Here is a 23,497-nt window from a genome sequence, read left to right as displayed (position 1 = left end):
AGGCTTGCGTCTGGTAGACGTTCTCCTGTCAGTTGCATATCAAGGAGGAGCCATGTCTTTAGTTACGATACTAATGGTAGACGATGAAACCGAAATTATTAAATTAATGGAGATTTACGTGAGAAATGAAGGCTACAAGCTGCTCACGGCCTCTCATGGACTGGAAGCGCTGGAGATTTTGAAAACGCAGAAGGTGGATTTGATCATCCTCGATGTCATGATGCCGCAGATGGATGGGATAGAGGCTTGCATGAAGATCCGGGAGGAGAATAACACGCCAATCATCATGCTGTCCGCCAAGAGCCAGGAGATTGATAAAATCGCAGGACTCAGCATCGGCGCGGATGATTATGTGACCAAACCGTTCAGTCCGCTCGAATTGATTGCCAGAATCAAATCGCAGCTGCGCAGATACAAACACCTGAACAGCAGATCGGTACGAAACGAGAACGAGATTCAGATCGATGAGCTGATTGTCAACGTGGCTTCACACCGGGTCACGGTGGCGGGCGAGGAGATCAAGCTGACACCGCGCGAGTTTGCCCTGCTGCATATGCTGGCTATTAACCGCGGGCTGGTGCTGAGCATGGACAAGATTTATACCGAGGTGTGGAATGAGCCGTTCATGGAATCGAAAAATACGGTCATGGTCCATATTCGCAAGCTGCGTGAGAAGATCGAGAAGGATCCGCAGCAGCCGGAGTATATAAAAACCGTATGGGGAATCGGGTACAAGATAGAGTAAACTTAAGCAGAGGTGACAGACTTGAAAGTAATGAAGCTCCATAGCATCCGCCTGAAGATGATGCTCATGCTGCTCAGCAGCATCGGCATTACGGCTGCCCTGCTTATTATTCTCTATTCATTAGGCACGCTGATCCTCAGCATACCGGCGATCAATTCGCCGCTTGCCTGGCTCATCAATAACATTGGCTCGGAGCCAGTCATGATGCTCACGGGCATCATTCTCTTTTTTGCCAGCTATTATATGACCACAAGATGGTTCGTGTTAGATCTGCAGAAGATCCAGACAGGACTTCAGGAAATTACAGCCGGTCGATTCGATTCCAAAATCGAGCTCAAAACCCAGGATGAATTAGGCAGCGTTGCTTCCAGCATTAATCACATGACTGAGCAGTTGAACGCTTACCTGGAGGAAATTACGCACGGGCTTCGTGAAATTGCCAAAGGGAATTTCGATACCGAAATTCCGGTTTATTCCGGCAGTCAGCTGGGCGAGGTAGCCGAGAGCATCAATCAGATGAGCAGGCAGCTGCATCAATCCATTCTGGAGGAGCGCTACGCCGAGAAGACCAAGAATGATCTGATTACAGGGGTTTCTCATGACCTGCGGACTCCGCTTACCTCGATACTGGGATTCCTTGAGGTGATTGAGGAGGATCGATATCAGGATGAGGTGGAGCTGCGATATTACGTAAATATCGCTTATGAGAAAGCCCAAAATCTGAAAAGGCTAATTGATGATCTGTTTGAATATACACGGATTAATAATGGGCTCCCGCTGGACATCCGGAAGATCGATATGGTCCGGTTCATCAGGCAGCTTATCGAGGAATCGGTACCGACTCTGGAGAAATCCGGGATGGAATGCAACCTAACGGCAGAGGAAGACCTCATCATCATGGCAGACGGCGCGCAGCTTGTCCGTGCCTATGAGAATCTGATATCCAATGCGATCCGGTACGGAGAATCCGGCAAAATCATCGACATCGCCGTCCGAAGCGATCGGGATCAGGTGAGCATCAGCTTCACCAACTATGGGGATCCGATTCCCGAGCGGGATCTGCCCTTCATATTCGACCGCTTCTACCGTGTGGAAGGCTCTCGTTCGAAGCAGACGGGCGGCACCGGTTTGGGACTGGCGATTACGAAGAGCATTGTGGAGGTCCAGGGCGGCGAAATCCGGGTGCGGAGCGATGAGCGGAGAACGACCTTCGAAACGCTTTTCCCTAAAGTCATATGATGGATGCTATACAGGCTGGCGGGTACTTGACGGAGCGCTCCCTTTGAAGGGAGCGTTTTTTGTTGACAAATAAGATAAGAAAGTTTTCACGCTGGTAATCGCATGCCCGATGTAATTGTTCAGTTTAATTTAAGCAATCGTTAAGGATTTGGAAGCCTGGTTGATAAGATATGTTCCTTATACTTTCCTTCAGGAAGTACATAAGGAGGCAGCGAAGATGAGTTTGTTGCAGCATGCGAAGCAGAACGCTGGATTTACGATGGTATGGTTGGCAATGGGTCTGATTGTTATGGTCTTGTTTGTATCGGGATGCGGAGGGGACCGGATGTCTTACAGAGAGGCGTTAACTCCAAGCGGCAAAAGCCTTAAGGGATCAACAGCAGAAATGCATAAGGATTCGCCTGCCTCTTCTGCATCTTTTATAGAGAAGTTATGGGGTGAAGTGTGGGATGGGGTGACTCATCGTACAAGGCAAATGACGGGGGAGCAGGTGCCGCAGGGCCGTTTACTATATGACTCGGGCAAGAGATTGGAAATACGACGATGAAGGGAAAGCCGGCAAGTCGTGTTCCGTTGAAAATACCACGCCGTATCCGGTGAGAGGATTACCTTATTTACGCAACAACGAGAGAAACAAGAAAAAGCTCCCTTCGCGAAAGGGAGCTTTTTCTTTGGATTATGGAACATATTGTCTTATAATAGCGTTTACCATATATACGCTTGTATTGGAGAGGATGGTTCCTGTGAGTTCACGTGTATCGATCCGAAAGCGATGGTTCATCGGCATAGTGACAGCCGTCAGTATATCGCTCATTTGGGTTCCGGCTCAGCGGACGGAGGAGAGCGCTCGTGTTGTCGTTGCTGGTGCCGCAGACGTTATTAAAGCAGGTCAAACGGTCACGATCCGGCAGAAGACCGCCCTTTTTCCTAGTGCGCTTACCAAGAACAGCCATCTGACAGATCTTAAGGCAAGTTATTATGGAGCCAAGGGAGAAGTGCTCCGGATCAGCTCCGTGAAAGACGAAATGTCCTATATCCAATCCGATTCCCGAGGAGACTTGTGGCTCCCGACGTGGTATGCGACCAAGGAAGCAGCACTAAGCCAAGAAATTTCCCCGCTCTCGCTTCAATTGCGCAGTAGCGGCAGTCTATACCTGGCTCCCGGGAGCGGGGTCAGATGGCCGGTAACAGCTGCCGGAATGTCACTCGTTGCCGTCGCACAGTGGAAGGACTGGTACGGTGTTATCATCCCTCCTGCCAAGTGGAAGGATGATTACCAGATCTATCGCCCGGCGATGATGTGGGTGCAAGGAAAGGACATAGCAAGCAAACAGACGTTGCCCGACGGACTGCTGGATGGGGAGTCTGAATTATCGACCGATGTGGTGCGCAACTTGACGGAGTTTCTTTTCAAGAAAGGAACCAGCTCTTCTTATGTGAAAAAACTGCTCGGAGAGCCGCAGGTGAGGGAGACCTCACGGAATCAGGAGCAGAGCTCCAGTAAACCGATGATCCTGGGTGAAACCTGGAGGTATGAGCTGCGGGATGTACATTATACAGCCACCTTCTCTCCTGCCGGAAAGCTGGTGGCTAGCGAATGGACAATGCCTGCAACGGGAGTGTTTGAGCGTAGAGGTGCTGGTGATGACTACGAGTTTACCTATCATTTTGCCGCTGTACCGCCGCTGAAGACGATAGAGGCTGACCCCGCCTGGAGAAATCAGGGCAATCTGAATTATACGTTCCTACTGGAGGCCAATGAGGACGTATTGCTCCTCAAGGGAGATGACGGCGGTTATAGCGGCATGCACGATCATTCATCCCTGTATGCCATCGATCGAAGTACAGGCAAGAAACTGTGGCAGGAGGATGCAGGTTTTGGCTGGTATACGGCCGTAATAGATAAGGATCGCGAGCATGTCACGATGTTCTCGGCCTTCAATCCCGTCATCAAAAATTATCAGGCCAGGGTGCGTCATATCCGGCTATCGGATGGTAAAGTGCTGTGGGAGGTTAAGCCGAAGAATGAATTTGGCCTGACCATGACGGCTGTGCAAGACGCGATTGTTCTGGATGAACCGCTTAATTTGCATGAAACCCGGAGTCTGCTGAGTGTGCTGGATCAGGAAACCGGCAAGCTGCGCTGGAAAAAGACGCTGACTGGCGACCACCGTCTGTTAAGCCAGGGCGATGATCCGTACATACTCATCGAACAGAATGGGCGGCTTGAAGGGTATGATCCTGTAACCGGCAAAGCCGTTTGGTATGACAACGTCGGGAAAAGGACAATGGACGATCCGACCCGGGATTCGTATTTTACGGGAGGATATCGTTATGATCCGATAGCGCCAGCGGACCTTACGACAAGATGGATGCTGCTGGGCAGCCAGTGGGTTCTGTTCAATACGAGGACCGGTGAGCGGGAGGGCGTTTATCCAGCCTCCGAAATGGAACGGTTTGAGGTGCTGGATGAGCGGTATCTGCTGGTGCAGCGTGCGCTGAACGGGAAGTATTTCAGCGGGGCGACCGCTTACGAAAGCGTGCTGTATGACAGCGTTGAAGGGAAGGAAGTCTGGACGCTGAAGGGAAGGGCCTCCCGCGGAATTATTGAGGGCGAGAGAGTCTATCTAACCTTGAACGGCATCCCGGCCGCTGTGAATCAGAAGACCGGCAGCGTGATTTGGAAGATGGATCATTCGTTGCAAGCAAAAGAAGATGTATCCCATCTGGTTGGCAGCAGTTATGGAATATTGGACCGTTACCTGCTTATAAGCCTTGGCAGTGATCTGGTGGTGCTGAACAAGGAGACCGGCAAGAGCTTGGGAAGGTTGCAGCATGTGATCACCGGCAACGTTGACCTGCGTGAGCAGTATGCAAGAAATGGCGCGCTGAACATAACGGAGCATGAGGTGCTGGTTGGAACGGTGAATGGGGCATTCATTCGTTATGATAGGGCAGAATTAGAGGCGCGTCTGGATGAGCTGCTGTAATCTCTTTTTTATAGAAAAACGGTAATGCAAAGGCTATAAAGGAGGAGGACTTGTGGGCAACAGGCTAAAGTTAGCAGGGATTCCTGTCATCAGTTTATTGTTAATCCTGTGTTTGGGCTGCGGGAGCAAGCAGTCAGTGAGTTATGCGTCTGTGTTAAATTATAACGATGAAGAGTATATCGGAAAGGGCATCGAATCTGCGGAAGTTTTTGCCGATGCAGATTTGACCTTGGCGGGTAGGATTCAGAAGCAGCTCGAGCCGGATCAATACCCGGATACGAACCTATCGTCGAATGAACTTCAAGAAGGCACGGAGATCTATATCGTGAATGATGATACGTTGGTAGCTCTGCAAGAAGACAGGAGTTTCAAAGTGTTTGAGCGTATAAACTGAGTGAGGTATAGGGAGGCGTCCTTAAAGTCTGGAGACAGGCTTTAGGGACGTTTTTTCTGCGATTTGGCACATCAATCTTGATTGCCCATGCCCTCAGAACCGGTACAGCAAGGGAGTTGCTGCTCGTTCCTGAGAACGAGTGGCTGTTAGTTGTGGAGACTGATGAAAGGATGGAGCGCCCTCCTAACGGTTGGTGTCTGCATCAAGTTTTGGATGTATCGGTTGCGGAAATCCGGATCACGGCTGTTGAAGGAGCTGCTGCCGTGGTGATTGCAAGCCCCGTGTACAAAGATTCTGGGGTTGGTCGCCAACACCACTATTACGCGAGTAACCCAGGTTCTTGCCGCTGTTCCGACATCTTAACGGACTCCAGATCCGTTATTTGCCTCTTTTAAGCCCTTTTTTGAATCTAACGGACTCAGGATCCCTTATTACCTCATAAAACAAACAAATTGCTGACTCATATCACAAATAACGTATCTCATGTCCGTTAGTCTCAAAAACAACACTTTTCCAGCTAAATAACGTATCCTCTGTCCGTTAGCCCCAAGAGCGGCAGCACCACCACCACTACGTCACCATTGCCACATCGCCACCATGTCACACCACCACCACTACCGCCACCTTGTCACCACCACCGTTACCCTCCCCTCACGGCTACGTTCCCACCGCCGCCACGCAACCGTGCCCCCAGGACCGCCATGCGACCATGCCCCCACCGCCGCCACGCAACCGTGCCCCCAGGACCGCCATGCGACCATGCCCCCACCGCCGCCACGCAACCGTGCCCCAGGACCGCCATGCGACCATCCCCACCATTGCCACGCAACCGTGCCCCCAGGACCGCCATGCCACCCTGTTACCACCGCCACCATCAGCAACGCTGCCAAATTTTAATATGGTTTCATTCTATTGAATGGTATAATATTCCTGGTTCAAAATAACTAGATTTGAAAGTGATACATTCTAAGAGAGATGAGGTTCATGCATGTTAAAAAAAATGTTAATGCTGCTGTTAGCGGTGTGTATGATAGTCCCGACAGCTGCCGGAGCTGCTTATGGCGAGTCGGGCAAGGCAAGCTCTAAGATTGCGATGCTGCTGCCTGATGGCACACCCTTAATGGAGGATGGTACAGCTTGGGTTACTTATACCCGTCTTCCAATGACCAAAATCCCGCTTCCTATGGGTGGGGACCTGAAACAGATTGCGGGATCAAGCGAGTACGGATTCGGTGTGAACAATGCTGGTGGACTGGTCATGTGGGGAGAATCCGGTTTTCAGAATGTGGCGGGCCAGAGTAACGTAAAGCAGGTTGGACAAGGCTACTGGCTGACCTCTGATGGCAACGTTAACCGCCTGGATAGTTCCAAACCGCAAGCCGTAAAGGGCTTTGAGGGGATTTCCATATTTGATGAGAATAAGGGTATTATCGGTGGTGTTACCCAGTCGGGGACAGTATTGTATCACAATAGCGCCTATACGCCGGAGCCCGTGGCCCTGGGTCAAGTGACGGATGTGAACTCCATTCGCAAAATTAAAGTGGCCGGCGACTATGCCGCTATTTTATATAATGACGGAAGGCTCGTACTGTTCAGTACACTTCGCATTAATGGCAGCACAACCTACCTGTCACAAAAACTGATTCAAGATGCAGCTGACATTTCTTTTGGTAAAGAACAGAAGTTGATTATTGTGAAAAAGGATGGGACTGTGTGGAATGCCAAATTGGATGTGTTCACCCAAACATTCGAAATGAACCCGTTGAACGGGATCAGCGGGGTTCAACAGATTGTGGGAATTGGAGGTTCCAAAAGCTTTTTCGCACAATTAATGGATGGCACATGGATAGAGTATGATAACGGACAACAATACGATGTGCCAGTTCCAAGCATTACCAGCGTTACGCTAAAAGTATCGAATAGTAAGCCGAAGGTAGGAAGCTCCATTACTCCAACTGTTGAATTTCAGTATGGTAATGGAGAGAAACACAAGATTCCGGGCAATATGATCGCTTTGTCTGTAGATAAGCCGCACATCATCAAAGCGGTAGAGAAGGGAGCCTACAAAATCCTAGGTGTGGGTGAAGCCACTCTGACGGTGGATATTGCCGGCAAGAAGCAATCGGTCAAGATTGTTTCGGGACTTGGCAAGCCGCTCGAGAACGCCAAGCAGGAGAAGGGTATCACTTATTTGCCGCTGAAGCGGGTATTTGAAGCTTTGGGAGGCACGGTTCAGTATCAGGCAGCTTCCAAGACCTTTGATATTACCATAGGGGAGACGGAGATATATGTTAAGGCGGGTAGTAAACAGGCGAAGATCAACGGTAAAACCGTAAACATGAAAGGAGCTCCGATCCAGAATAAGGGGGAGACACTGGTGTCAGCGGACCTGTTAACCGCAGCGCTGGGTGCAAAGCTAAAGTGGGATGCATCCAAACAGCAAATGACCGTCGCCCTGGGATCAGCACAATTTGTTGTGGAGGGCGAGCAGAAGAAGGCGCAGAACTCCAGTTCAGGAGGAACTTCTGGTAAAAGCAAAATGTCTGCAGTCAATGCAAGCGGGAGTATGGCTGGGTGGAAACTGCTTAAAGGCCATGAATACGAAAAATCCTTGCGGATTTATTTTCAATACAAGAATGGCATCCTGGCTACCAAAACAGAAGATATCCGCAAGGTAGACTTGAATAAAAAGGTTACCTGGACGGATGATAATGGCCGCAAGCGTACCAATACCGTGCGTGAGATCTATTCCCTGTTTACATTGTCCAATGAATATACGTCAGAATGGCTCCTCAAGAAATTTGGCAAGCTCTATGAGGATTGGATGCTGACCTCCCTGGTTGATGCTAACCGGATTGTCGAGCAATACTTGCAGGAGACCGGTCAGATGCCGAGTTATGCTCCAAATGTAACGCTGACGCCGGATGCGGTGTTTGAGTACGAATAGGTTGGAATGATAATGAATTAGAGGACCTCCGGTTCGAATGGAAACATTTGATCCGGAGGTTTTTTCATGGAGCATCGTTCTTTGTTCTGCCAAACTCGAGGCTTTATTAAACATAACCCCTCACAACCTTAACCCCGTCCACTGCCAATATGTGTAGTAAAACAACAGCATGACACCCACATATAGAGGCATACATACCATGCTGAGCTTGACCAGGTCCTTGGCGGGATAAGAGACAGACTCATCCTCGTAATACAAGAGCAACGCTTTTGAGCTTACCGGAAATGTGATGCAGTAATTCATGCCCACCAGCGTCAAGAAAACGACGGCGGAAGCATTAAGCTGAAGCGTCTGGCCCAGCACGATAAATGCCGGGATCATCACCACGGCCCTTGTGGTATGGGATGTGATGTACAAGTGCGAAGTAACGGATACAAGAATGATGATCAGCAGCGTTATGAAGGGAGGGGCTGTCTCCAGAACACGAAGCTTGCTGAACACAATCTGCTGGAGCCAATCCACCACGCCATTCTCAACAAGGGCTTTTCCCAGGGCGGTGGCAGCCGCCACAAACATGATCAAATTCCAGGAAACGCTCTTCATTCCCTGCTTCCATTCCATAATCCCGATGGAAGGCAGCATGAGCAGCATGGCACCAGCCATCGTAATGAACGCAATGTCATAACCATGCCATCCTTCGGTCATCCACAGGACAACCATCCCGGCAATCAAGCCGAGGGTTTTCTTCTCACTGCCAGACAGGGGAAGCTTCTCTGAATACTGATGTCCGGAAGGGATGATATTGCTTTGCGGTTCATCCTTCCAAAACATTATTTTTACGCATAATAGAGCCAACCCGCACATGACAAGCGCAAAAGGCGCTCCCCATATCACCCATGTTACATAGGAGATGTCTGCCCCTGTTGCCCCGTTTAACAGCCCGATCCCAATGATGTGAGAACCGGCCCCGATGACCGTTGCAGACGAAGCGAGCAATATCATCACGGGAAGAAGCATGGCAACCGATTTTTTCTGCTGATCATTCTTCAATAAAGCGTGCAGCTCTCTCACAATGGGAAGTGTCAGGGCGGCTCGTCCGGAGGTAGACGGTATAAAGAAAGTCAAAGGCTGAATCACGAACGCGAGCCACCATAAAAAATGTTCGGGCTTGCGTGCGCGCAGCAGCATAAAGCGAGTGAAGCGAGCGGCCAGACCGCTGGTCTTGACGCTTTCGCCGATGATAAACGAACCGATCATCAGCCAGACGATTTCTTCGGCAATGGATTCGTAAAGCAATGAAGGAGGGGCGCCCTTCAAGGCAACGATGCAGACAAGAGCCCCCAGCGCAATCCATCCCGCCGGCATCTTGGTGAAAATCCATAAAGCCATGGCGATGATAAAAAAAATGAAGGCAGTTTTACCGGAGTACGATAAATGTTCAACCGAAGCGATCCAAATGCTGCAGCCTGCAAAACCGGATAGCATCCATAACCCTTTTGCAGGCCGGATAGACGGCGCTCCGGGGCCAGCCTTGTTCAGCGGCTGGTCTGCGGATGGCATGTATTCAGGCTTCATAATGGCCGATATCCTTCGTTGAGCGTACGGTGGGCGATCTGATACCCGATACGCACATGCCGGAGAGCAGCTTCGGTGCTGTCTGCGATCCACGGCGTTGCGTTTAAGATCGCTTGATCCAGTGAGGCCGGCGTCTGAATAATGCTCGCATAGGCGTCGATTCCATTCTCATAATTAATGGCAGCATTTTCTCCAATGGTTCCTGTAATGGCAATCACGGGGATTCCTTTGGATTTGGCTATTCGCGCAACCTCCGAAGGAATTTTTCCGTTGGGGGTCTGGTAATCCAGGCAGCCCTCGGCCGTTAACACCACATCGGCTTCCAGGATATGCTGCTCGATATTTATGTATTGCATAATCACCTCGTAACGGGGATGAAGTTTCGCGTTGGCAAAAGCAACCAAGCCCGCGCCTAAACCTCCGGATGCTCCGCTTCCGGGAGCCAAGGCGATATCCACGCCAAGCTGGTTGTGTATCAGATGGGCATAGTGCTGGAATGCACTTGCCAAGTGCTCCACTTCTTCAGCAGTGGCTCCCTTCTGCGGACCAAAAACATGGGCAACGCCGTCCCGTCCACACAGCACATTGTGCCAATTACAGGCTACGTCAATGTGTACATCCGTGAGTCTGGGGTCCAAGTCAGCCAGATCGATGGATCGTACTTTAGCCAAATCGCCGCCGCCTCGAATATAGACCGGCTGCCCGGCTTCGTCTGTAAAAACAGCTCCTAGCGCCTGCGCCATCCCTGCACCGCCGTCGGAAGTGCCGGAATCGCCGCATCCAATCAGAATATGATCCACTCCAAAGTCGAGTGCCCCCAGGATCAGCTCTCCTACACCATATGTCGTTGTCCACAGTGGGTTCCGCTGCTCCCTTGGAACTAGCTTTAAGCCAGCGACTGCTGCCATCTCGATGACCGCTGTTTTCTTGTTGTTTTCCGTGTAAATACCGAAATAACTCGTAATGGGTTGACCAACGGGACCCGTAACTTCCTTGTGATACAGACGTCCATGCTTTATATTTACGATGCTCTTGGCAAAGCCCTCGCCGCCATCAATCATCGGAATGACGGTGATGCTGGCATCCAAATTCAGACGATGAACGCCCATTCGCATCGCTTCACCGACTTCTTCCGCATCCAGGCATTCCTTAAACCCTGACGGAATCATAACGATTTTCATATCATATCCTCCTGTTGTCTGTTGATGTTCTAAATGTAGAACAGAAAAACGAGAGCAGGGTTAGAGGCAAATTAGAATTTGCTGTGAAATAATTCCAAGATGGATTGGGAGGAAAGCGGTCTGCCCCTGCTTAGCATAATGAAGATATTTTTTATTCTCAGATTTTATCGATCAATCCAACGTATCCATCTACTGTTAGCCTCCCTCCCTAGATTCCTGCGGCGAATATTATAACTTACATCAAAATATAGTAAACGTAACTGCAAGCCCGCTGGACTTGCGATTTAGAAATGCAAAGGGGGGGACAATCATGAAACGAAGGACACCGCCTGTCCAAACGGCTGGGCCTGGGGACACCTATTCTTCGCCTCCCAGAAGACAGACCCTTTATTGGAGGTTGTTCGCCAACTATTTTCTCCTCATTCTCATTCCCGTTATTGCGGCATCGGTTCTCGCGCAGGTGCTTGTCGTTCGAATTATTGAGAAGGATGCCGAGCGCTTCAACAGCATCATGATGAGCCGATTCTCCGAGCAGACGGATACCGAGCTTCAGTCCTTGAAGACCAGCATGATCAATATCCTCAGCACATCGAGATTGCGGAGCGTGCTACTTGCACCGATGTCTTCGTCGCCGGATGGTCAGCAGCTTCCGGAACTGCTTCATTCGCTGCGGGAGCAGCTGCAGCAGCTGGAATCGGATGATTTGGTCGATAAGGCTTATTATTATTTTGTACACCAGGACCTTATGATTGATGCCGAGACCTACACGAATAAAGCGTATTACTTCCATTCCCGCTATCCCTCGGACCTGAACCGTCGTCCTCAGCTTGAAGCCGAATTATCCGGCAAGAAAATGATGGATTTCTTGGATTCCCCTGCCTCACTAACGGCTTCCATGAGCTACCCGTTCAACACCGCCGCTCCTGAAGTATATCTCCTGGTCGAAGTGAAACGAGACAAGCTTCAGGAGCAGATTCATGTTCCGGAGAGCTGGGTCACGGGCACGGCCATTGTGGATGATACGGGAAGAGTGTTATCCCAAACCGGCTTGACCGGGCAGGATCAGGATGCACTGCAGCAGCGAATACACACAGAGGGCATAGCCCCGCAATTTACGATATCGGACAAGCTCGGGATGTCTTTCATGACCTCAAGCTTCGATGAGTCCTGGCATTATATCAGCATGATCGATTTAGGTACCTTAATGAAGCCGGTGCATATTACCCGCTTTATCAGCTGGTTGTTCCTTGTCTTTTTCCTGATTGTCGGCGCTCTGATTTCGTATTATTTAAGCCGCCGCTTATATCAGCCGATTCGGGAAATCAAGGAAGGGCTGAGATCGCATCACTTCTCGGGGAAGGCCATCCGCCACGAAGGGAATGAGTTCGATGTCATTAAACGCTATTCCCAGTTCATCATGACGGAGAATAAAGAGCTGTTTCAGATGGTGAGCGGGATGCTTCCCATCGTGCAGGAGCAGTTCTTCACGAAAATACTGTTGGGTCAGTATCGTGACGCGTTATCCATTGAGTATTATGCGAAGGAGATTGAATTCTCGTATAGCGAAGCTGCGGCAAGAGCCGTCCTGTGCATCTCATTCCACATGGACCCGTCGATTTACGAGTCCACGTCGGAATCGACCAAGACTTTTCTGCTGACAGAACTCAAGGAGAAGATTCACCGACTTGCACCCGGTATGGTATGGATTTGCCAGACAAGGCCGGATTTACTGGCCTGCATCGTTCAGTTTGATCCGCAGTTGGAGGACCATCCGGTAAGGATGGCGGAGCAGATTCGCCGCATATTCCTGGAGTACAGCACTTATTACAGAGCGACGATCGGAATCGGCAGAACCGTTCACACCATGGAAGAGCTGCACCAGTCCTATGAGCATGCCTTGGCCATGCTGAAGTATCGGGGACTGCACTCTGCCGTTGAAATTTGCAGCAGCCAGCCTTGTCGGGAGACGCAGCAATGGGACCCTTTTCTGTCCGTGCAGGAGGTCCAGCGGATTCACAATCAGTATAAAACCAGGGAGTACGATAAGCTGCTCCAATCCGTGAATACTCTGCTGGAGGAGGGAAAGCGCAAGGACGCGACAGCTGTGCAGATGAAATATTTGCTGGCAGATGTGCTGAATACCTGGATCCGGGCGGTAGAATCGGAGCGGAGCGAATTGAACGTCCCTTATTATGCCGGTCTATTCGAACGATTGAATCGGTGCATGACATGGGACGAGCTGACGCACTGCTTTCAGGATATTCACGGGTTTTTGTTCCGGAAGCCGGTATCAAGCAGTCGAAGTCAACAGTTCATGGAGGTCGTGGAATACATCCATGAGCATTATGATCAAGAGCTGTCGATCGAGTATTTTGCCGGGCTGATGAATATGTCCAGCGGACATTTCAGTCGTACCTTCAAGGATGAAATCGGCGAGAAATACGTGGAGTATATTGCCAAATACCGGCTGATGAAGGCCAAGCAGTTTTTGCTCGAAACCGATTTGAAAATCGACGAAATTGCCGAGAAGGTGGGATATTGGGGCAGGAATTCATTCATTCGGGCTTTCCGCCGATACGAAGGCATCACACCGGCCAAATATCGGAGCTCCCACCAATAGGAGAGAAGAGACTGCATTATTTTCTGAAGTCTCTTTTTTTGCATGGAACCAAGCGGGAAGCCTTGCGCCATGGGCGCTGCAAAACGAGTGTCTCGAGGAAAAGATGCATGCTAGACGCGGGAGAAACACGGCTCGTATAGTGGGGACAACAACACACGAATGTAAATGCTTTCAATCGGAGGTGGGGATTATTGGCGCAGCTAACACGAATCGGCTATGTTCTGAAAAAACATAAAGCGCTCTACTTGCTGATGCTGCCTGGCATTTTGTATTACTTGATATTCAAGTACGCGCCGATGTACGGCATCATCATCGCCTTCCAGGACTATTCGATCGGCAGGGGAATATTGGGAAGCAAGTTTGTTGGATTCAAGCATTTGATTGAATTTTTCTATGTTACCCCCGATGCATGGAAGCTGATTCGCAATACCATCATGCTGAATGTGTACGATCTTCTCTTTCACTTTCCGGCGCCGATTATACTGGCGGTTCTGTTCCATGAGCTGAAGGGGAAATGGTTCAAACGGTTTGTGCAAAACATCAGCTATATGCCGCATTTCCTGTCCACCGTTGTGATTGCGGGCATTCTGGTCACCTTCCTGTCCCCGACAACTGGCGTGGTTAACCATCTGCTCGTCAAGACGTTTGGCATCGAGCCGATCATGTTTCTGGGCATGCCGGAGTGGTTCCGGACAGTTTATGTGGGCTCCGAGATATGGCAGAAGGTGGGATGGGGCACGATTCTCTATTTGGCTGCCATTGCGGGGATTGATCCGACACTGTACGAAGCGGCCAGGATGGATGGAGCGAACCGGTGGCAGCAGGCCCGGCATATTACATTCATCGGCATGGTGCCGGTCATGATTATTTTGTTCGTGCTGTCGCTCGGCAATTTCATGGAGGCGAGTTTTGAGAAAATATTGCTGCTCTACAACACGATGAATTACGAAACGGCGGATGTCATTAACACCTTTGTGTACCGGCGGGGCATTCTTGATGCCGATTTTAGCTTCGCAACCGCGGTGGGCCTGTTCCAATCGGCGATTGGCTTCATTCTGGTCGTAGCGGCCAATCGGATGGTACGCAAATATTCGGAGACCAGCCTGTGGTAAGGGAGGTGCGTGATGAAAAAGCAGGAAAGCTTAGCCTCGAAGCTGTTTGATGTACTCAACGTATTGTTCATGATTGTGCTGATTATTGTAATGGCCTACCCCATGGTGTACGTATTCTCGGCTTCCATCAGCAATAATGCCCTGGTTGCGAGTGGAGCCGTGCTGCTCTGGCCGAAGAAGATTACGCTGGTCGCGTACGAGCAGCTTGTCTATAACCCCGATCTCTGGGTGAGTTATTGGAATACCATTCGTTACACCTTCGTGCAGACGGTACTGACGCTGATTGCTACCTCCGCGATGGCATATCCGCTTGCGAAGCGGTGGCTGCCCGGCCGAAGGGTAATTTTGCTGCTGGCCGCCTTCACGCTTCTGTTCAGCGGGGGCATGATTCCGACGTTCCTGATCGTTCAGAAGCTGGGGATGCTGGATACGATATGGGCCATTGTGCTTCCGTCGCTGATCAGCACCTGGTACCTGTTTATTATGCGGACATTCTTCGAGGCCTTGCCGGAGGAGCTGGAGGACGCGGCTGCCATCGACGGATGCGGGTCCCTGCAGATTCTCGTGCGGATCGTACTGCCGTTATCCGTACCGGTGATGGTCACGATCGGTCTGTTCACGGCCGTGAATCAATGGAACTCCTTCTTCAGCGCTTTGATCTATCTGAATGACCGGGATATGTACCCGCTGCAAATCATGATGCGCAATATCCTGATCGCCGGTACGAATGTGCAGGGCGAAGGGGATCTGACTCATCTGGAAACGCTGAAATACGCCATGATCATGATTGGCACACTGCCGATTCTGTGCGTCTATCCGTTTATCCAGAAATATTTTGTACAGGGCACGATGATTGGAGGCATTAAGGGGTAGCTGTGGATTTTATGAAAATCCATCTCTATACGTTGTCATTATAAAAGGAGGTTAGGAAATGCAGCGAAAGGGGTTCAGAACGGCGATTGCCATCCTGCTGCTTGGTGTGATGCTTGTTACGGGGTGCACCAGTGGCGGCAAAGATGATTCGGGGACGTTAAGTCCTGACAAACCGGTTACCTTCTCATGGCTGGTATACGACCGGGTGGAGGGGAAGGTTCGGGATGACTGGGAGATTTTCAAAGAGATTGAAGCCAAGACGGGCGTGAAAGTGAAGTTTCAAATCGTAAGCCAGGAAGGACTTGAGGAGAAAAGGCAGATCATGATTGCGACGAACACCGCTACGGATTTTATCCAGGTACCGACCCAGGATGGCAGGGAGCATGGACCGGAGAAGGTATTCTTAAACCTGAATGATTATTTGGATCGGGCACCTAATCTCAAAGCATTTTACGAGAAATATCCTGAAGCCAAAGCGCTGGCAACGGGCACGGATGGAGGGCTGTACACGGTACCCGTCCTGGAAGGGGATGCGGAAGGCAAGGGATTTAACTTCATCTGGTATGCCCGCAAGGACATTATGGATCAGTACGGGATTCAGGCGCCCACCACGGTGGATGAATTTTATCAGTATCTGAAAATATTGAAGGAAAAGGTTCCGGATTCCTATCCGCTCATCTCAAACGCTATCGTTGGGGATACGGGACTGTATACGACATTCGGGCGCATATTTACCGGCATCAGCGGCTTTTATAATCTCGATCCGACAACGGATCAATATGCGTTCGCTCCATACCATGAGAATTATCAGGATATGCTGGTATTTCTGAACAAGCTGTACGCGGAAAAATTGCTGGATCCGGAATTCTCGCTGCTGACGCAAGCGCAGTGGGAGGAGCGAATATTAACCGGCAAATCGCTGGTTACGTTTTTCTGGAAGGCGGATCTGGAGTCGCTTGTAGCGAAGGCGCGCGGTGCCGGTACTGCCGAATATGAGCTGGATGCCATTCCTTCCTTTGCCGCTGAAGGGATCAAGAACTACCAGTTCTCCCGTCCTGTCGTAGGTACTGTCGGCAGAGCCATTTCGGCGAAAGTCAAGGATAAGGAGCGCGCGGTTCAATTCCTTGATTATTTGGTCAGCGAAGAGGGAACGAACTACCTGTCCTTAGGCATTGAAGGCAAATCATATACGATGGAGAACGGCAAGGCGGTATACAACAAGGAGTTCGGCGAATCTCCGTTTAATGCCCTGCGTAAGGATTGGGGCGTATGGTATGACCTTATCACCTTGAATAACGCCAAATCCCGTGAAGTGTGGGAGCGCGGTTTGAGCGAGAAGAGCAAGGATATCAACGCAAGGTATGAGCAGTATATCGTCCCGGCACCGAAGCAGATTGTCAAGACGGAAGAGGAGCTGGAACTGGAAAAATCAAAACTCAACAATCTGAACAAATTCCTGGAACAGAAGGTGACGGAGTTCGTAACCGGCAAAACACCAATTAACGATACGACGTACCAGCAATTTATCGATCAGGCCAAGAAACTTGGTTCCGACGAACTCCTTGCTATGTATAACACGGCGTATACACGCACATACGGCGACAAGTAATCTGCGATAGAGTGGAGGAATCAGGCAATGGACGACTACCAAATTATCGATGTCGACGTTCATAACGAACAGGACGATCGGGCGCTGCTTCCGTATTTGCAGGAGCCCTGGCGTTCGCGGGTAGCGGCATCCGGAATCGGTTATGCCGGGTCCGGTTACTATTCGCCGATCGGCGTGATGAAAAAAGATTCGATCCCTCCGGGGGGAGGCAAAGCCGGCTCCGACCCTGACTATATGATTAAACAGCTAATCGAAGGCTACAACCTGGATTACGCTGTACTGACGGGGGTCGTCTACAACATCTCGTCGACACATGACCCGGATTTCGCAGCGGCCATATGCTCGGCTTATAACGATTATTTGATAGCCGAGTGGCTCGGCAAGCATAAAGCCTTCAAGGGCGCGATGGCGGTAGCCACCCAGGATCCGCTGCTGGCGGCACGCGAGATTGACCGGATCGGCGGCCATCCGGATATCGTAGAGGTCATGATCTCCAGCGCGGCGCGTTCGCCGCTCGGGCAGCGCCACTATCATCCGATTTACGAAGCGGCGGAGCGCCATGGTCTTCCGGTCGCGCTCCATCCGGGAGCGGAAGGCGGCGGGAGCTCGACGGCTCCCACCGCGGCCGGCTACCCGGCACGCTACATTGAGTGGCACACCTGCCTTTCCCAGATGTTTATGGCCCATCTGGTGAGCATGGTCTGCGAGGGCGTGTTCGTGAAGTACCCGAACCTTAAGGTGGTTCTGGTTGAAGGCGGTGTGGCCTGGCTGCCGGGCCTGATGTGGCGGCTGGATAAAAATTATAAAGCGCTGCGCGCAACTGTGCCCTGGCTTACGAGAATGCCAAGCGAGTACATCCGGGATCACTGCTTCTTATCCACGCAGCCGATTGAGGAGCCGGACAATCCGCAGCATCTCATCGATCTCTTCAATATGATCGATGCCGAGAATATGCTGCTGTATTCCAGCGATTACCCGCACTGGGACTTCGACTCGCCGGGGCATATTTTGCGGGGCCTGAAGCCCGAGGCGCGGCGGAAGATCTTTTGCGAGAATGCGAAGCAGCTGTACCGGCTGGATTGAGGGGATGGATGAAGAAGGCACGAGGTTGAAGACTACGGCATCCAACCAATAGAGCATGAGGTGGAGGACACTACGCATCCAGGTAACTATGTACGAGGTAGAGGACGGACTCATTCAACTAATTGTGCATGAGGTGGAAGACAGACTCATTCAACTAGCGCACGAGGAGAATAACGAACTTACCCGACGAATAGCGACGAGATCCAATGATTGCGATGAGATATCCTACTAATTGAGCATTAGAGCCAATTATTGTGATGAGATATCAAACTAATTGAGCAAGAAATTCAATGAATAGCGGTTAATGGCAAGGAGGTGCATGAATGGGAATACATTATGTGCTGGCGGAGGGGGATATTCCGGATGATGGGCATGCGGTCGTAAATATTGAAGGACGCGAAATCGGCATTTACCGGATCAATGGCGAATACCACGCGATTCTCAATTACTGCCCGCATCAAGGGGCGCCGATCTGTGCGGGGCTCGTCTCCGGGACGACGCTTCCCTCGGAGGTGTACGACTACGAATACGGTCGGGCAGGCGAAATTGTCCGCTGCCCCTGGCACGGCTGGGAGTTCGACCTGCAGACAGGCAAGTCGCTGTTCAGCGACCGCATTCGGGTGAAGAAATACAAGGTGGAGGTTCATGAGGGTAAGGTTGGTGTGGTGATGGGGAGGAAGTAGTTGGTGGGTAACGGATTGATGGAAGTAATGGAGGAACAGGTGGAGTATATGGTGGGAGAAATAGGTCACTCAAGTCACCCGCCGGCTTGCATCGGACTGTAGATCCGTTATTTCGTATTATAAGTCGTTTTTTTACAATGTTCCGGACACCAGATCCGCTAATGCACGGATTACGGGTACAAATACTAAGTAAGACAGTAAATAAGGTCCTATGGGTCCGTTCACCCTCTCAAAAGTACTGTTTTTCGAGAAATAAGGTATCCTGTGTCCGGTACGGGAGGCAACTTCCATAATCACCATAAGTGGATTAGCTCAACAAAAACGAAAAGAGCGAGTGTCGAGGGTTATTTACCTTCAACTCGCTCTTTTAAATAGCTGCGGACCACGTCGTGGTCTGGGAACTAGGAACTTTAAAAACAGCAATAACTCTGTGGAAGTGCATTTTTAAAGTACGACTGACCTATTGTTGAACTGGTTTCATTGATTTTGCTACTTCAATCATTTGCTCCCTAGTAAACACAACGCTACTCATTTCAATGTAAGTATCGCCTTGAATCCATGTCAGAAAGCCGCCATTCTGTTGACTGGATGCCCACGACTTAAATCTCCCTTCGATATCGTTCCATGTAACCGGTTCGCCACTCAGATCGAATTTAAATTCATATTCTACCTGTTTGGTTTTAGTGGTCTTGTTTTTAATATCGATGCTTGTAATGGACCGAGTAGTCTTGTAACCGCGGGCTTTATGCTGTTCAACTCCCATTAAATAAATGTCTCCGGACATGTCAAAGTAGCTAAACCGGGTGAAAGTGATTATTTTGTTCCCGGGAAGGTGCGGATAAGGAACTGGAATCTCCAGTTTCCAATCGGTGTGCGGCAGTTGTGGAGCATAAACTACAAAATCCGTGTCCTTGCTGAGCTGTTGCAAAGCTTGAGTTTGCAATGCCTGGCGTTCGACTGGCTGTTCAGTTACAGCCGCCTGCATGGCAGCAGTTCCATGATCATCTGCCGATGCCCCGTGCGGTAATCCAAACAAAAATATGGCACATAATAGTGCCGACATTACTTTCTTCATGTTATACAATCACTCATCACTCCAGCACTATTTGTTTAGGATAGTTTTTCCCGGTTAACCCAATTTATTCCTTCGAAAAAGCTGCTGGCTTGCATTAAAGACTACGTTATATCGTAGTCTTTTTTGCTAAGCACCCTAAGAATTATATTGGTTGCGTTCTATGAAGTATATTTGTTTGCAGTATATGGTTTGCAATGAATCAAGCCCCTCACACCACCCGCGACAACACTAACCCCCCGTAGGCAAACGCGGCCAGGATCACCAAGGCCGGGTGGATTTTGCGGATGTTCATGGCCCAGAAGGCGACGGCGGCGATGCCGAGCGACTGCAGGAGGCCGATGGAGATGACGGAGCTTTTGCCCATCTGCCAGGTCAGGGTTAGCATCATGATGGCGATGACTGGCTGGACCAGGAGGGTCATGCCTTTGACGACCGGTGACGTGCGGTATTTTTGCAGCAGATTCAGCAGCCAAATGAGGGCGACGGCGGAAGGAATAACCGTAGCCGCGAGGGCAAGGGACATGCCCATCCAGCCGTATACGTCATACCCGACAAAAGCGGCGATTTTGGTGGCGATCGGACCGGGGAGTGCATTGCCAAGCGCAAGCATGTTGGAGAACTCCGGATCGGTCAGCCAGCCGTGGTTGGTGACGATCTCCTTGTACATGAGCGGGATGGAAGCGGGACCGCCGCCATAACCGAGCACGTTAGCAATGAAAAAACTGATCAGCAGCTGCAGCCATTCTTCCATTAAGCGGATCCCTCCTTGTCCCGTCTTTGTTTTTTCAATTTGGATACGGTTTTGAAATGCACCGTGCCATAAGCGAGGAACAATATAATCACAATGGCCGGATGAATCTGGAAACTCTCCAGCAGGAGAAACGATACGGCAAAAAATCCGATTCCGGCATAAATGCCGAGGCCCTTCACGGCCTTCTCGCCAAACTCGTAAGCCATCGTTCCCAGCATGACGGCAATGACCGGCGTCACGCCTGCAATCATGCCGGCGACCACTGTGGAGCTGCTGAGGAAGGTGACGGCAGACAGCAGGGCAATCATCGCGATACAGGTTGGGAGGATGTGCGCAAGAACGGCGACAACCGCGCCGAGGGCTCCTTTTTCCCGGTAGCCGAGATAGGCTGCCATCTTCGTGGCGATCGGGCCCGGAAGCGCGTTGGCGAGCGCGAGCACCTCCCCGAATTCATCGTCGCTCAGCCAGTGATAGCGTACAACGGCTTCGTGCCGTATCAGCGGAATAACGGAAGGACCACCGCCGTAGCCGAGTATTCCGGTTCGGACCATGCCGAACGTTAATTCCATGTAGGGGTTGCTATGTTTACTGCTCAAAGGTATGAGTCCTTTCTGTTGTGGGAGTTAGAGCCTGATGCCCATGCGGCTTTTATACCGCTTGATCAAGATTTGGGTGTCTACACTCGTAATGCCGGGAAGCGGGTAGAGTTTCTCATTTAAAAACATTTCCATTTCCTTATGATTGGTAAACAGTCCGTGCATATGCAGTTTGCTGGGCCCAGTCATATGATACAGGCTCGTTACATACGGCTCGTTCTCCAGCGTGTCCGCCACTTGCTGCAGATATTTGGGCTCGACCTCCACGTTGAAAAAAGCAGACACCGAAATCCCCACCTTTTCCGGATTAATGACCGCCGCGAACCGTTCAATAATGCCGTCGTCCATCAGGGCACTGACCCTGGCCTGAACGGCGACACGGGATAATCCGATTTCCTTGGCCAGATCTGTGTACGAGATTCGACCGTTCTTGCCAAGAATCGCCATGATCCTGCGGTCTGTATCGTCAATCACGGGAGGTGAATTCTCCCCGTTAGAATGAATATCCATCGAATGCAGCTCCTTTGACCTTTACTTATATGTAAGGGATTCCTCAGTATTTTATTACAAAACGTAATCAAATCATTCCAATCCATTACGATAAGTCTAAATATATAAGGTATTCATGATGTTTTCAATATGATTTGCAAAGTTTGAAACTTTTTGCGTGCTTTTCAAGTCTAAGTCTATGAATAGAAAATGATAGATTTTCATTCATTGGGTAGTATTACTAAAAATATGAATCTGCATTCAGGAGTCAATTACATTCTATTAAATGGTTGGTTTTATAAAATTACCCTTTTATATCAATATATGATAGGATAATGAAGGTGAATTGCTAGCTTCTTAGAATCTTTTATTGAAAGGCGGCACGGTATGAAAAGATTATTTTGCCTCATTCTGGTTCTCGTTATGATTCTCCCGGTCAGCATGGTTTCAGCAGCGGATGCAAACGGGAAGGAGAGTCAGAGCAAGGCACAGGAAGCCAAGAATATATCGGGGAATACCACGCAAGCGAATAAATCAAAGGACAAACCGATCAGTCTTGTGTTTGCAGGTGACATTCTATTAGACGGTTATGTAGGTAACCAGATTGAGCGGTTCGGTAATTTATATCCGTTCAAGAAGGTGGCTCCCATATTGAAAAAGGCTGACATGGCATTCGCCAATCTGGAGACACCGGTCTCCATTCGGGGCAAGGCCGCGGATAAAACCTTTGCCTTCCGTTCGAAGCCGGAAACACTCCAAGGCCTGGCCTATGCGGGTATCGACGGCGTAACACTCGCCAACAACCACATTCTCGACTATGGACAGCAGGCAATGCTTGATACCATCACACATCTGAAACGCCAGAAGATCGGCTACACGGGAGCCGGGCACAATCTGGATGAGGCCTTCAAGCCTTACGTGCAGAACATTGACGGGAAAAAAGTCGCGGTGCTCGGGGTGAGCCGGGTACTCTCGGGCAATTCTTGGATCGCAGGCAAGAACCACCCGGGTGCCGCTTCCGCCTACACAATGGAGCCGATGCTGACGCACATCAAGAAGTCCGCGAAAAACAACGATTTTACGATTGTGTATATCCACTGGAATCAGGAGTTTGCCGACTATCCGGAAGAATACGCTCGCACGATGGCGAAGCAGATGATCGACGCGGGTGCTGACATCATCGTTGGATCGCACAGCCACACATTGATGGGCATAGAGTATTACAAGAACAAACCGATTTATTATTCGCTCGGAAACTTTGTGTTTAACCGCTCGACCCGGGGCGGGGATAAGACACTGCTGTCGATGATGGTGCATTTCGAGATTCAGGGCTCCAAGATCACGAGCCGGATCACGCCAGTGAAGATTATCAATGGTCAACCGAACCTGATGGACAAGACCTACAATAAGAACATCATTGCGAAGCTGAATAAATTGTCCTACAACGCGAAGATTGATGCCAACGGCAACGTCAGCAAAAAATAATAGGGATTCTCAAAAACAACTGCGGCTATTAGCTGCGGTTGTTTTTTTAT

19 protein-coding genes are annotated in these 23,497 nt (G+C 50.2%); 13 read left to right on the top strand and 6 right to left on the bottom strand.

Annotation, left to right across the window (positions count from 1 at the left end; all coding sequences use genetic code 11):
- Nucleotides 1–52 precede the first annotated feature (52 nt).
- From B9D94_RS23095 to B9D94_RS23070, 6 genes are all read left to right on the top strand, one after another.
- Nucleotides 53–745, top strand: coding sequence for a response regulator transcription factor (locus tag B9D94_RS23095; RefSeq protein WP_006208527.1), 693 nt, complete (start codon nucleotides 53–55; stop codon nucleotides 743–745).
- Between the two features lie 21 nt (nucleotides 746–766).
- The gene (locus B9D94_RS23090) at nucleotides 767–1,984 is read left to right on the top strand and encodes a sensor histidine kinase (RefSeq protein ID WP_148248846.1); all 1,218 of its coding nucleotides are present in this window, start codon (nucleotides 767–769) and stop codon (nucleotides 1,982–1,984) included.
- 217 nt (nucleotides 1,985–2,201) lie between these two features.
- Nucleotides 2,202–2,531 (top strand): hypothetical protein, encoded by a 330-nt coding sequence (locus B9D94_RS23085; protein ID WP_006208529.1) that lies wholly within the window; start codon nucleotides 2,202–2,204, stop codon nucleotides 2,529–2,531.
- A gap of 196 nt (nucleotides 2,532–2,727) precedes the next feature.
- Nucleotides 2,728–4,974, top strand: a complete 2,247-nt coding sequence (locus B9D94_RS23080) for an outer membrane protein assembly factor BamB family protein (protein ID WP_036641101.1) — start codon at nucleotides 2,728–2,730, stop codon at nucleotides 4,972–4,974.
- 52 nt (nucleotides 4,975–5,026) lie between these two features.
- On the top strand, nucleotides 5,027–5,368 hold the full coding sequence (locus tag B9D94_RS23075) for a hypothetical protein (protein WP_006208531.1): 342 nt from the start codon (nucleotides 5,027–5,029) through the stop codon (nucleotides 5,366–5,368).
- Between the two features lie 988 nt (nucleotides 5,369–6,356).
- Entirely contained in the window at nucleotides 6,357–8,315 is a 1,959-nt protein-coding gene (locus tag B9D94_RS23070; protein ID WP_148248066.1) for a copper amine oxidase N-terminal domain-containing protein, read from the top strand.
- Between the two features lie 120 nt (nucleotides 8,316–8,435).
- Here B9D94_RS23070 and B9D94_RS23065 read toward each other — a convergent pair whose 3' ends face one another.
- Nucleotides 8,436–9,890 (bottom strand): SLC13 family permease, encoded by a 1,455-nt coding sequence (locus B9D94_RS23065; protein ID WP_051449231.1) that lies wholly within the window; start codon nucleotides 9,888–9,890, stop codon nucleotides 8,436–8,438.
- On the bottom strand, nucleotides 9,887–11,071 hold the full coding sequence (locus B9D94_RS23060) for a glycerate kinase family protein (protein ID WP_148248065.1): 1,185 nt from the start codon (nucleotides 11,069–11,071) through the stop codon (nucleotides 9,887–9,889). Before B9D94_RS23060 ends, B9D94_RS23065 begins: the two co-directional genes overlap by 4 nt.
- Nucleotides 11,072–11,381: 310 nt before the next feature.
- Between B9D94_RS23060 and B9D94_RS23055 the strand changes: the two genes are divergently transcribed.
- The 6 genes from B9D94_RS23055 (at nucleotide 11,382) to B9D94_RS23030 (ending at nucleotide 19,051) form a co-directional block, all read left to right on the top strand.
- Nucleotides 11,382–13,691 (top strand): helix-turn-helix domain-containing protein, encoded by a 2,310-nt coding sequence (locus B9D94_RS23055; protein WP_148248064.1) that lies wholly within the window; start codon nucleotides 11,382–11,384, stop codon nucleotides 13,689–13,691.
- Nucleotides 13,692–13,882: 191 nt separating this feature from the next.
- Nucleotides 13,883–14,803, top strand: a complete 921-nt coding sequence (locus tag B9D94_RS23050) for an ABC transporter permease (protein ID WP_006208539.1) — start codon at nucleotides 13,883–13,885, stop codon at nucleotides 14,801–14,803.
- Nucleotides 14,804–14,815: 12 nt separating this feature from the next.
- The gene (locus B9D94_RS23045; protein WP_006208540.1) at nucleotides 14,816–15,676 is read left to right on the top strand and encodes a carbohydrate ABC transporter permease; all 861 of its coding nucleotides are present in this window, start codon (nucleotides 14,816–14,818) and stop codon (nucleotides 15,674–15,676) included.
- A 58-nt stretch (nucleotides 15,677–15,734) separates the two neighbouring features.
- Nucleotides 15,735–17,285, top strand: coding sequence for an ABC transporter substrate-binding protein (locus B9D94_RS23040; RefSeq protein ID WP_148248063.1), 1,551 nt, complete (start codon nucleotides 15,735–15,737; stop codon nucleotides 17,283–17,285).
- Nucleotides 17,286–17,312: 27 nt separating this feature from the next.
- Nucleotides 17,313–18,368 carry an amidohydrolase family protein gene (locus B9D94_RS23035; RefSeq protein ID WP_076152186.1) on the top strand — a complete coding sequence of 352 codons (1,056 nt, stop codon included), beginning with the start codon at nucleotides 17,313–17,315 and terminating at the stop codon, nucleotides 18,366–18,368.
- A 323-nt stretch (nucleotides 18,369–18,691) separates the two neighbouring features.
- A complete protein-coding gene (locus B9D94_RS23030) occupies nucleotides 18,692–19,051 on the top strand; it encodes a Rieske (2Fe-2S) protein (protein ID WP_006208542.1) in 360 nt (119 codons plus the stop codon).
- Nucleotides 19,052–19,511: 460 nt separating this feature from the next.
- On the opposite strand, the gene B9D94_RS23025 is transcribed toward B9D94_RS23030, so the two are convergent.
- The 4 genes from B9D94_RS23025 to B9D94_RS23010 all read right to left on the bottom strand — a co-directional run bounded on the left by B9D94_RS23025 (nucleotide 19,512) and on the right by B9D94_RS23010 (nucleotide 21,983).
- On the bottom strand, nucleotides 19,512–20,126 hold the full coding sequence (locus B9D94_RS23025) for a hypothetical protein (protein WP_036641235.1): 615 nt from the start codon (nucleotides 20,124–20,126) through the stop codon (nucleotides 19,512–19,514).
- Between the two features lie 208 nt (nucleotides 20,127–20,334).
- Nucleotides 20,335–20,877 carry a chromate efflux transporter ChrA gene (locus B9D94_RS23020; protein ID WP_063478762.1) on the bottom strand — a complete coding sequence of 181 codons (543 nt, stop codon included), beginning with the start codon at nucleotides 20,875–20,877 and terminating at the stop codon, nucleotides 20,335–20,337.
- Nucleotides 20,877–21,446 (bottom strand): chromate efflux transporter ChrB, encoded by a 570-nt coding sequence (locus tag B9D94_RS23015; RefSeq protein WP_148248845.1) that lies wholly within the window; start codon nucleotides 21,444–21,446, stop codon nucleotides 20,877–20,879. Before B9D94_RS23015 ends, B9D94_RS23020 begins: the two co-directional genes overlap by 1 nt.
- 54 nt (nucleotides 21,447–21,500) lie before the next feature.
- Entirely contained in the window at nucleotides 21,501–21,983 is a 483-nt protein-coding gene (locus B9D94_RS23010; protein WP_006208546.1) for a chromate efflux transcriptional regulator ChrS, read from the bottom strand.
- A 366-nt stretch (nucleotides 21,984–22,349) separates the two neighbouring features.
- Here B9D94_RS23010 and B9D94_RS23005 point away from each other — a divergent pair, with 366 nt between their 5' ends.
- Entirely contained in the window at nucleotides 22,350–23,447 is a 1,098-nt protein-coding gene (locus tag B9D94_RS23005; protein WP_148248062.1) for a CapA family protein, read from the top strand.
- Nucleotides 23,448–23,497: the final 50 nt, after the last annotated feature.

Origin of the sequence: Paenibacillus sp. Cedars, assembly GCF_003184205.1 — a bacterium.
Classification (GTDB): Bacteria; Bacillota; Bacilli; order Paenibacillales; family Paenibacillaceae; genus Paenibacillus_AQ; species Paenibacillus_AQ glucanolyticus.
This window is presented reverse-complemented; position numbering and strand designations above follow the sequence as displayed.

Bases quoted from the DNA above. Each gene is read 5' to 3' on its own strand.
- B9D94_RS23015 (WP_148248845.1), bottom strand. From the start codon at position 21,446: ATGGAATTAACGTTCGGCATGGTCCGAACCGGAATACTCGGCTACGGC.
- B9D94_RS23060 (WP_148248065.1), bottom strand. From the start codon at position 11,071: ATGAAAATCGTTATGATTCCGTCAGGGTTTAAGGAATGCCTGGATGCG.
- B9D94_RS23055 (WP_148248064.1), top strand. From the start codon at position 11,382: ATGAAACGAAGGACACCGCCTGTCCAAACGGCTGGGCCTGGGGACACC.
- B9D94_RS23065 (WP_051449231.1), bottom strand. From the start codon at position 9,890: ATGAAGCCTGAATACATGCCATCCGCAGACCAGCCGCTGAACAAGGCT.
- B9D94_RS23040 (WP_148248063.1), top strand. From the start codon at position 15,735: ATGCAGCGAAAGGGGTTCAGAACGGCGATTGCCATCCTGCTGCTTGGT.
- B9D94_RS23020 (WP_063478762.1), bottom strand. From the start codon at position 20,877: ATGGAAGAATGGCTGCAGCTGCTGATCAGTTTTTTCATTGCTAACGTG.
- B9D94_RS23030 (WP_006208542.1), top strand. From the start codon at position 18,692: ATGGGAATACATTATGTGCTGGCGGAGGGGGATATTCCGGATGATGGG.
- B9D94_RS23070 (WP_148248066.1), top strand. From the start codon at position 6,357: ATGTTAAAAAAAATGTTAATGCTGCTGTTAGCGGTGTGTATGATAGTC.
- B9D94_RS23095 (WP_006208527.1), top strand. From the start codon at position 53: ATGTCTTTAGTTACGATACTAATGGTAGACGATGAAACCGAAATTATT.
- B9D94_RS23045 (WP_006208540.1), top strand. From the start codon at position 14,816: ATGAAAAAGCAGGAAAGCTTAGCCTCGAAGCTGTTTGATGTACTCAAC.
- B9D94_RS23010 (WP_006208546.1), bottom strand. From the start codon at position 21,983: ATGGATATTCATTCTAACGGGGAGAATTCACCTCCCGTGATTGACGAT.
- B9D94_RS23025 (WP_036641235.1), bottom strand. From the start codon at position 20,126: ATGAAGAAAGTAATGTCGGCACTATTATGTGCCATATTTTTGTTTGGA.
- B9D94_RS23085 (WP_006208529.1), top strand. From the start codon at position 2,202: ATGAGTTTGTTGCAGCATGCGAAGCAGAACGCTGGATTTACGATGGTA.
- B9D94_RS23035 (WP_076152186.1), top strand. From the start codon at position 17,313: ATGGACGACTACCAAATTATCGATGTCGACGTTCATAACGAACAGGAC.
- B9D94_RS23005 (WP_148248062.1), top strand. From the start codon at position 22,350: ATGAAAAGATTATTTTGCCTCATTCTGGTTCTCGTTATGATTCTCCCG.